This window comes from Mycobacterium sp. (assembly GCF_025933915.1).
GTDB lineage: Bacteria > Actinomycetota > Actinomycetes > Mycobacteriales > Mycobacteriaceae > Mycobacterium.
Genome location: NZ_JAICZA010000176.1, coordinates 1 through 8,496, shown reverse-complemented (window position 1 = coordinate 8,496; position 8,496 = coordinate 1). Strand labels below are relative to the sequence as shown.

The following is an 8,496-nucleotide window of genomic DNA, read 5'->3' as shown; positions in this document are numbered from 1 at the left end:
CCCGGGTCACCGGGCTGGACCACCTGGACAAGCTGGTGCGGGTGGATCAGTCGCCGATCGGCCGCACACCGCGGTCGAACCCGGCCACCTACACCGGCGTGTTCGACAAGATCCGCACCCTGTTCGCCGCCACCACCGAGGCCAAGGTCCGCGGCTACCAACCGGGCCGGTTCTCGTTCAACGTCAAGGGCGGCCGCTGCGAAGCGTGCACCGGTGACGGCACCATCAAGATCGAGATGAACTTTTTGCCCGACGTGTATGTGCCCTGCGAGGTGTGTCATGGCGCCCGCTACAACCGGGAAACCCTCGAGGTGCACTACAAGGGCAAGACCATTTCCGAGGTGCTGGACATGTCCATCGAGGAGGCGGCGGAGTTCTTCGAGCCGATCACCGGCATCCACCGCTATCTGCGCACCCTGGTCGACGTCGGCCTGGGTTATGTGCGGCTCGGCCAGCCGGCGCCGACGCTATCCGGCGGCGAGGCGCAGCGCGTCAAACTGGCCGCCGAGCTGCAGAAGCGCTCTACCGGACGCACCGTCTACATCCTCGACGAACCCACCACGGGCCTGCATTTCGACGACATCCGCAAGTTGCTCAAGGTGATCAACGGCCTTGTCGACAAAGGCAATACCGTCATCGTCATCGAACACAACCTGGACGTCATCAAGACCTCGGACTGGATCGTCGACATGGGGCCGGAAGGCGGCGCCGAGGGCGGAACGGTTGTCGCGGAAGGAACTCCGGAGGACGTCGCGGCGGTGCCGGAGAGCTACACCGGGAAGTTCCTCGCCGAGGTCATCGGGCGCGGTGCGGCGGCAACACGTGCTCCCGCGCGCCGATCGGGCAGGCGCCGCAAAGCCACCGCCTGAGTCCGCTGCGCGATACTGTCCGGGCTATGCGCCCCTCTTTCGAACCCCGTGACCCGGACTACCGGCAGCGAGTGCGGGAAAGCTTCGCGCGGCAGGGTCTCATGGCCACCTTCGGCGCTGAACTCCGAAGCGTTGAGCCGGGTTCGGTCGAGATCGAAGTGCCCTTCGTCCCGGGTTTGACGCAGCAAGACGGGTTCTTCCACGCTGGGGTCGGAATCGCCGTTCTCGACAGCGCGTGCGGCTACGCGGCGTTCACGCTCATGGCGCGGGGGAAGGCCGTACTGACGGTGGAATTGAAGGTCAACCTGCTCGCTCCCGCCATCGGCGATCGCCTGCGGGCGCAGGGCGAGGTCCTGCGCCCCGGTCGAAACCTCACCGTCTGTCGAGGCGACGCCTATGCCGTCACCGGAGACGATTCCAAACACGTGGCCACCATCCTGGCTACGATGACCGCCATCGAAAGAGCCGAGTAGTCTTGTCGGGCAAGGTATCTGGTGGTCCCTGAAGGATGACGACGTACACCGTTTCAGGCGTCGTGGCCTGGTCGCATCGACTCGCGGATCTGGGCCAGCCGCTCGGCCGCGGCGCCCCGGCGTTCGTCGTACTCTTCCTCGACCGACCGGCCCTCGGGTGATTCCGCATCGAGTTCGGCGCCGCCCTGTGCGCTCGCGTAACGAGCCTCGATCTTGTCGCGCACGGACTCGAAGGTCGGCACTCCGGCGTCGTCGTATCCGGAATCGGTGGCGCCGGGCTCGGTCGGTTCGTCGGGCATGCCGTCACGGTACTGCGCCTGGCGGTCGAAATAGGCAACATCCGTTGTCAGTGTGTGGACTCCATATTCTTTGCACCGAGATTAGCGGCGGATTGGTCGCTACGCGTCGCATTTCCCGTGCTCTAGCGTGGAAGGGGGTTAACCATAAACCGGGCAGCGGCCATGGGTTACTCAAGAGTAGCCGCGCCATTCGCCAAATCCCATGCGCGCCTGCCCAAACGCGGTTTGGAAATTTCTGCCCGCGCTGCGGGTTCGCAATTAGCTACTTATGTCACAATCACCTTGGTTATTTGTCGCGAGTCGAATTGCGAGACGATTCACGACCTGTTGAAAGAATTAGCTTGGATCGCGCGGCAAATGAGTGGAGGTAAACCCATGGAAGCGGCTCAGCTCGAAGCAAGAGTGTTTGGCGACCCGTGGTCGGAGAGTGGGTCCGGCTGGCGCGACCACGCCACGGGATGTTGGGTCGTCGCGGCCACGCCGCAGGCGGAGCCTGATCTGTGGAATCAATACCTCGACGGTGCGCTGCACAGTTATCGCAGGCACGGGTTGGATTGGGTGCTCGATGTCGATGCCATCCAGGACGGTGCCGACACGGCGCTGTTCTTCGCCGCGCTCGACCCGAAGGGGCGCGTTGTCGGCGGTACGCGTGTCGTGGGGCCCTTGCGCACGCCGGAGGATTCCCACGCCCTGGTGGAGTGGGAGGGCAACCCAGGTCTGCCCCTGTTGCGGCATATGATCGCCAACCGGATTCCCTTTGGCATCGCGGAGGTGAAAAGCGCCTGGGCCGATTCCCGCGAATACGGCAATCAGTCGCTTTCCCGAGTGCTGGCCCGCACCGCGCTGCCGACGATGACGCTGCTGGGTGCTCAATTCGTGATGGCCACGGCGGCGGCCCACGTGCTCGAGCAGTGGCAATCCTCCGGAGGCGTCGTGGCCGCACGCGTGCCGGCGGCGGCCTATCCCAATGAGAACTACCGAACCAAAGTGATGTGGTGGGATCGTCGCACCCTTTCCACCCATGCCGAGCCGGGACAATTCAAGCTGATGTGCGCCGAGAACGCCGAAATCCTGAGTCGGATTTCGGCTTAGGAGAAAGCAGGTCGATGTGGCGGAAGTCACGCGAACCGTCACCGACGAAGGCGGCCTCGTGCGAGAAGACGTGGGAGCCGCGAGTCGAGTCGGCGTCCCGGTCACGCGCGACAGCTCCGGGGTCGAGCTGTGCCGATCACTGAGCGGCCCATTAGTGAGGTTGCCGCTTGCTGTTAGCCCGAAAAACACCTACGTCCGGCAAGTTACTGCCTTGGCGGCGCCCGATACGTGGCTCTACATTGGCGCATTCCCTCCCGGGACAAGCTGCGTGTGCCGCGCATCGACTACCCGAAATGGAACGACGATTCAGCCCAAGGTGGACGCTGACGTCCACAGGCGACGAACGGGATCCCGAGAACAAGACTCCGTCGTACTAATACCTCTTTCAAGGCCGCCCGTAAGCGCCGATTACCGGCTCCGCTGCCCGCGGATCTGAACCACCTTCTCCCCCGTAGGCCCATTGTCCGGTGGCGCGGCCGGCCCGTTGGAGAACTCCATAGGTATGACGCGTCGCGCGAGCAGCGCCTCCATTGCCGCGCTGTCCAGCGAGCGCGACAGCAGAAAGCCTTGCGCCCGATAGCAACCCAGGTCGAGCAGCATCTTGGCCGCCGCCACCGTTTCGACGCCTTCCGCGACGACGTTTAGCCCGAAGGCGTCCGCAAGGGCCATAGTGGAGCGCACGATCGCCAGATCGCCGGCGTTCGTGTCGAGATTGAGCACGAAGCCTTTGTCGATCTTGAGTGTGTCGACGGGGAGCGATTTCAGATATGTCAGCACACTGTAGCCGGTGCCGAAGTCGTCGATGGCGATCTGTACTCCAATGTCCTTCAATCCGAAGAGCGTTCTGCGTGTGGCGTCGATGTCCTGGACCACAACGCTTTCGGTGATTTCCAGACATACCGTGTTGGGATCGAGGCCGAACTCGTTGAGGGCCGTCGCGACCGTGTCGACGATGCCATCGGTGACGAGCTGCACGGGCGAGACGTTGATACGAAGCACCGCGCCGTGCCCGACGCCGTGTGATTGCCACAGTCCAAACTGCGCACACGCCGAACGCATAATGTGACGGCCGAGTTTGGCACCCAAATTGACGGATTCGACCACGGGGATGAACGAATCGGGCATTAATAGGCCAAGAGTTGGGTGTTGCCAACGGATTAATGCCTCGGTGCCGAGGATCTCGCCGGTGCGCATGTCGAACTCCGGGAGGTAATGCAGCATCAGTGCGCCGCTGTCACCATCGATCATCCCTTGCAGATGCAGCTCGATGTCGTTGCGGATCATGTCTGTTCGAGACATGTCCGGGCTGAACGTTGCGACCTTGTTGCCGCCGGAACCCTTGGCCGACCGGGTGGCCAGATCGACTCGGTGGAGTAGATCCGAAGTGCTGTCGTGCCCCGGTAGACCCGCGGCGACGCCGATGCTGACGGTGCGACTGAGCATTTCACCGTCGATCACGACCTGCTGGTCAACTCGCCCGTGTAGCGACCCAGCAAACACTTCGGCAGCTTCGACATCCATCGATGCGGCTGGCACGACGACGAACTCATCACCGCCGAAGCGGGCGATGACGGAGGGAACATCGGTGGCCTCGCGCAGCAGTTTGGCAAAAGTCTCGATAAACCGATCGCCGGCGTTTTGACCAAGGTGATCATTGATGACCTTGAAGCGGTCCAGGGCAAGGAACACTACCGAAACCGGGCCGGGCTGCCCCTCGGCCAGCCGGCGGTCCAGGTATTCGATCAGCGCCCTGCGGTTGAGCAGGCCGGTGAGGTCATCATGTTCTGCGAGATAGTGGAGTCGCTCTTCGGCGACGGTGCGGCCCTGCAGCTGCGCGAAAAGCGCGGCGATCGCCTGCAGCGCGTTGAGTTCTTCTGGAAGCCATTCGCGGTCTCCGAGCTTGACGAAGGCCAACGTCCCGGTGGTGATATCTCCCGACAGTAGTGGTACGGCGGCCAGGGTGACCGCGGGAAACCCGGTACGTTCTTCGATATTGCGTTGATAGTCGGCAGTTTCCGGCTCGGGACGGACAACCTCGGGTACTTTGAGGTGTTCGGCCCTGGCGAAGACCGAGTCGGCCCCGGCGAAATATACAACACCGATAGGGTCGGGCTCCGGAACATCCGGGCGCTGTGGCCATTCGGCGACGAGCACCGTCGCGTGGATCGCGTGATCGTTGTGGCGCAGGAAGCTGAAGTCCACCCCGAAGTGGCTAACCAAGTCTCGGAGCACCCGTTGACTGATCGCCGCAGAGTCAGCCGCGGTGGCCGCCATCAACTCGGCGGCGGCCGCAGTGACCAGATAGTCCAAGGTGCCCGACATCGCTTTTACCGTAGCTGTAAAGGGCTCTCATGGCGCGCTTTGCGTAGCGCGCCAGGCATCTTTGCCAGAACACGTATGCAGGACGATGCAAAAAGCGAACGACTCAACTCTGCACCCGGGTCCGGTCAAGGCTGCGGCGGCTCGGTACGGATGCGGGTGGCCCGACCGCCAACCGCAGTACCAGCACGATTGCATCACCGGCAGGTGTGTCGGTCAGAGTTCGGAAGTCTCGCTGCAACTGCGCTAGCGGGTCGGCGAACCGGGGTGACAATTCGTCGAAATCAGGGCGGCTGTTGGCGTAGAGGAAGGCCGGCGAGACAGGTTGAACCGATAGCCCTTGTTTTTGGGCGAGGATCCAGACCAGCTCGACGGCCGACCCGCCCTTGGCGTAGTCGCGAAGAGCATGGCCAGGCACGCTGATAACAGCCAGCGCCGAACTAGCTAATATGCGTTCGCGGGTGGGTTCGCCTAGCGCGCTGCCCGCGTCCCATTGGGCGAGCTCGGCCATGACGTCGGGGCGGCGCAGAATGCCGAGTACGGCCAGTTCGCCGGCTTCTAACTCGAGGCTGCGGATGTCGATGCCCGTGTCGGGGTCGGAGTCGCCGGGCCAGCGTAGTTCGGAGATCATTTCTTTGTGCAGGTGCGGTGTTAGGTAGCGGATGCGATCGGACGCGGCCAGGACGTCTGCGACATCTGCGATGTCGTTGCTGTCGGTGAGCAGGTGCAGTCGGGCGCCTTCTTGTTGTGCTGCGGCGCTGAGGGCTGCGATCGCGGCGGCGTCGACGGGTTCGGGACTTCCCTGGTGGCGGTTGGTTTCGCGATCAAGCATTGGTTGATAGAGCTCGGCGAGTTCTGGGTTAGTGCCGTCGGTGAGTTTCAGAGTGGCACGCAACGGCGATCCGCCGACGTGATCGGCGACGGTGGCAGGCCCAAGAACGTGGTGAGCGGCAGCAGCGATTCTGGCATTCAACAACGCAGCGCCAACTGCCACGGCGCTGGCGCGGAACGCGACGTCCATCGTTGAAGTGTGTTGGACGGCAACCTCGATGGTGACGTCGGTGGGCGTGGCGTGGATATGCCATGGCTGTACGTTTCCGCCGGATGGGGCTCGGATGGCGGCTGACGCAATGACACCGGGTATCCCCGCTAGCCGCGCTGTTTCCTGGCGCTCTGTCGCTAGGGGGCGGTGCTCGTCCATGGTGGGTTCGCCGAGTTGGTTGAGTGCCCAGCCGATATCGATGCGGGTGCGACCGGAGCGCAGTGATTCGCCGAGCCCGATCCTGCGTACGGCTTCTGCAAGCGCCGCCGCGCCCAACACGACATCTGAGGCCAGTTGTGGCCAGGTTGTCAGCGAGCGGTCGACCTCTATTAGTGAGGCAGCCCCGCGAGGCGACAATCGTTCAGCCTCAAGGAGACGCAGGACGTGCCGAACTTTTTCACCACTGCTCATGTCTGGAAGCAACCCGGGCTCGAGATCGCTCAGGAGACCATGTAGAAGCGGGCGCAGCGGGTCTTTGTCGAAGCGTTCGACATCGATGAGTCCACGATCGCTGGTAGCCATCAACACTGGAACGCCGCGGGCACGGGCGGCTTGGCGCAGCGCGGCCTTCATATCAAGTGAATCGCATTCCTCAATGACGATGTCCAGGCCTTCGACAAACACATCGACGGTGTCTACCGTCAGGCCGGCATCGAAGACCTCGAGGGTCAGATAGGGATCGAGCTCGGCGACCCTACGCGCCGCCACATAGGCCTTGTTGATCCCGAGGTCGAACACGGTGGCTGGCACCCGATTTAGATTTGACAGCTCGAGGTGATCGAAGTCGGCCAGACGAAGGTGGCCGCACAATCCCTGGGCGGCCAGAGTGTGCGCTATGACGTGCCCAACGCTGAGGCCAGCGACGCCGATGCGGAGCGCGGAAAGTCGGGCCTGTTCTTGCGCGGTGATGTTATTGCGGTTTCGGTCCAGGCGTACCGTGCTGTACCCGCGCGGGCCCAGCACTGCCACGACTGCTCGCCGCCAGGGGTAGTTCGCCCACCGGGTCCTTTCGCCGAGCAGCTCAGGATTCACTGGTGGCCGAAGGCTGCGCAGGTTGGCCAATTGCGCGTCGAGCTGGTCGATGACCGCGACGTTGGGATCAGCTCGTAGCCGCTGCAATGCCACCCTGTCGTCGGACTCATCGGGGTCGAGAACCTGCGCGGTATAGGCGGTTACGTCGGGCTTGTCCATGGTGTTTCGTGTATAGCACCTGACGGCCAGCCGGAGCGCTCAGGCGAAAAATCCGATGTCGGCGGCGTACCGCGTCTCCGACGCCTATCAGTCACCAGGCGATGATGTCACCGTCCTCAGGTTCCGCCTGCTCGAGGAAGTGTCCTCGGCGTATCAGGCTGGTGACGGCCGCGTCCCAGCGCCGCAGCTGCGCCTCGGTGAAGAACGACTTGCCTAGGTGGAGCTCGATGTACGGATGCAAGATGATGGCGCCGACGCGCAGAATGATCGGGTTCAGCACCGCCCAATCAAGGTCAAGGTCGGGTCGGGCGTTGCCCTGTCTCACGAACTGGTCGCCCTGCCCCGCACTGATACCCACAAGGCCATTGAAGATGACCGACCCGAATGCACCACCCTCGGCGAGCGCGCGCCCGAGGTAGGTCGTTACATCGGGGCGTTCGGCCATCAGTGCGGTCAGCCGGCGCCCGGCTTCGTGCAGCGCGTCGGATGGCGGGTCGGGCAGCGCTGTCGACTCCAGTGCCGTACTGAGCACCTGTAGCACGTACTGATCGACGGCGGCGATTAGAGCGGCTTTGGTGCGGAAGTGGTGCTGCACGAGCCCGATTGACACTTCGGCCGTCTCGGCGACCGCGCGCAGCGGCGTGGCGGCGATGCCTTGAAGAGCGAAGCAGCTCAGGGCGGCGTCGCGGATCCGCTCCTTGGGCGCCGGCTCGGGTGCAGGGACCGGGTCGTAGGGAAACAGTCGGGGAGGGTCCACGGCCGGACAATATACCGATATCGCGCCGCAATACGGCAATATCGGGTTGCCATATTTGCGTATCTTCCCGTGCGTATGCGCTCTGCCTGAGCGGGCGGTGGTCGAAACGATATTTGGGGAGACCGCGAAATGGTTGGTGTCACTTATCTGGGGCGCCGACGCGATGGCCTGCTCCGAACCGGAGGCGGAAGACACGTGGCAGCGGATCGTCACCTTCGTCGACGCGCCCCTCACCTCTTCGAGCGCCGACGGCTAACGCATTGCGGTGTTGGAATGCTCGGCCGGGACGATCGCCGGGGCGCCGGCGCCGGGCGCGGACGGGACGGGCAACGGCGTCCGCGAAATCCCCGGGGTACCCAGCGCGCCGGCCAGCCAGGGCAGCGCGGCCGCGAACACCCGGTCCGCGAACGGCCAATCGTGCCTGCCGGGCTGCGCGACCACGGCGCAGTCGATT

The 8,496-nt window shown here is 63.7% G+C and carries 7 protein-coding genes and 2 pseudogenes; 4 read left to right on the top strand and 5 right to left on the bottom strand.

The genetic code is table 11. From position 1 onward, the window contains the following. Together Q0W90_RS20990 and Q0W90_RS20985 are read left to right on the top strand one after the other, a co-directional pair. A pseudogene (locus tag Q0W90_RS20990) lies at positions 1-869 on the top strand (excinuclease ABC subunit A); the annotation flags it as partial. A gap of 26 nt (positions 870-895) precedes the next feature. Next, on the top strand, positions 896-1,342 hold the full coding sequence (locus tag Q0W90_RS20985; RefSeq protein WP_297599506.1) for a PaaI family thioesterase: 447 nt from the start codon (positions 896-898) through the stop codon (positions 1,340-1,342). Between the two features lie 53 nt (positions 1,343-1,395). Here Q0W90_RS20985 and Q0W90_RS20980 read toward each other — a convergent pair whose 3' ends face one another. After that, positions 1,396-1,641, bottom strand: a complete 246-nt coding sequence (locus tag Q0W90_RS20980; protein ID WP_297599505.1) for a hypothetical protein — start codon at positions 1,639-1,641, stop codon at positions 1,396-1,398. A 375-nt stretch (positions 1,642-2,016) separates the two neighbouring features. On the opposite strand from Q0W90_RS20980, the gene Q0W90_RS20975 reads away from it, so the two are divergent. After that, positions 2,017-2,733 (top strand): hypothetical protein, encoded by a 717-nt coding sequence (locus Q0W90_RS20975; RefSeq protein ID WP_297599513.1) that lies wholly within the window; start codon positions 2,017-2,019, stop codon positions 2,731-2,733. 408 nt (positions 2,734-3,141) lie between these two features. Here Q0W90_RS20975 and Q0W90_RS20970 read toward each other — a convergent pair whose 3' ends face one another. From Q0W90_RS20970 to Q0W90_RS20960, 3 genes are all read right to left on the bottom strand, one after another. Beyond that, positions 3,142-5,055, bottom strand: a complete 1,914-nt coding sequence (locus tag Q0W90_RS20970) for an EAL domain-containing protein (protein WP_297599504.1) — start codon at positions 5,053-5,055, stop codon at positions 3,142-3,144. 103 nt (positions 5,056-5,158) lie between these two features. Further along, positions 5,159-7,285, bottom strand: a complete 2,127-nt coding sequence (locus Q0W90_RS20965) for an Rv1355c family protein (protein WP_297700804.1) — start codon at positions 7,283-7,285, stop codon at positions 5,159-5,161. 91 nt (positions 7,286-7,376) lie between these two features. After that, positions 7,377-8,042: a TetR/AcrR family transcriptional regulator gene (locus Q0W90_RS20960; protein WP_297597827.1), complete on the bottom strand. Its 666-nt coding sequence runs from the start codon at positions 8,040-8,042 to the stop codon at positions 7,377-7,379. Between the two features lie 97 nt (positions 8,043-8,139). Here Q0W90_RS20960 and Q0W90_RS20955 point away from each other — a divergent pair, with 97 nt between their 5' ends. Beyond that, complete coding sequence (locus tag Q0W90_RS20955; protein ID WP_297776331.1) at positions 8,140-8,298, top strand: hypothetical protein; 159 nt, start codon at positions 8,140-8,142, stop codon at positions 8,296-8,298. Here Q0W90_RS20955 and Q0W90_RS20950 read toward each other — a convergent pair. Then, positions 8,295-8,496: pseudogene (locus Q0W90_RS20950) on the bottom strand (esterase family protein); the annotation flags it as partial. The gene Q0W90_RS20955 and the pseudogene Q0W90_RS20950 overlap by 4 nt on opposite strands.

Coding starts and splice junctions, on each gene's coding strand:
- Q0W90_RS20980 (WP_297599505.1), bottom strand. CDS start 1,641: ATGCCCGACGAACCGACCGAGCCCGGCGCCACCGATTCCGGATACGAC.
- Q0W90_RS20975 (WP_297599513.1), top strand. CDS start 2,017: ATGGAAGCGGCTCAGCTCGAAGCAAGAGTGTTTGGCGACCCGTGGTCG.
- Q0W90_RS20965 (WP_297700804.1), bottom strand. CDS start 7,285: ATGGACAAGCCCGACGTAACCGCCTATACCGCGCAGGTTCTCGACCCC.
- Q0W90_RS20970 (WP_297599504.1), bottom strand. CDS start 5,055: ATGTCGGGCACCTTGGACTATCTGGTCACTGCGGCCGCCGCCGAGTTG.
- Q0W90_RS20985 (WP_297599506.1), top strand. CDS start 896: ATGCGCCCCTCTTTCGAACCCCGTGACCCGGACTACCGGCAGCGAGTG.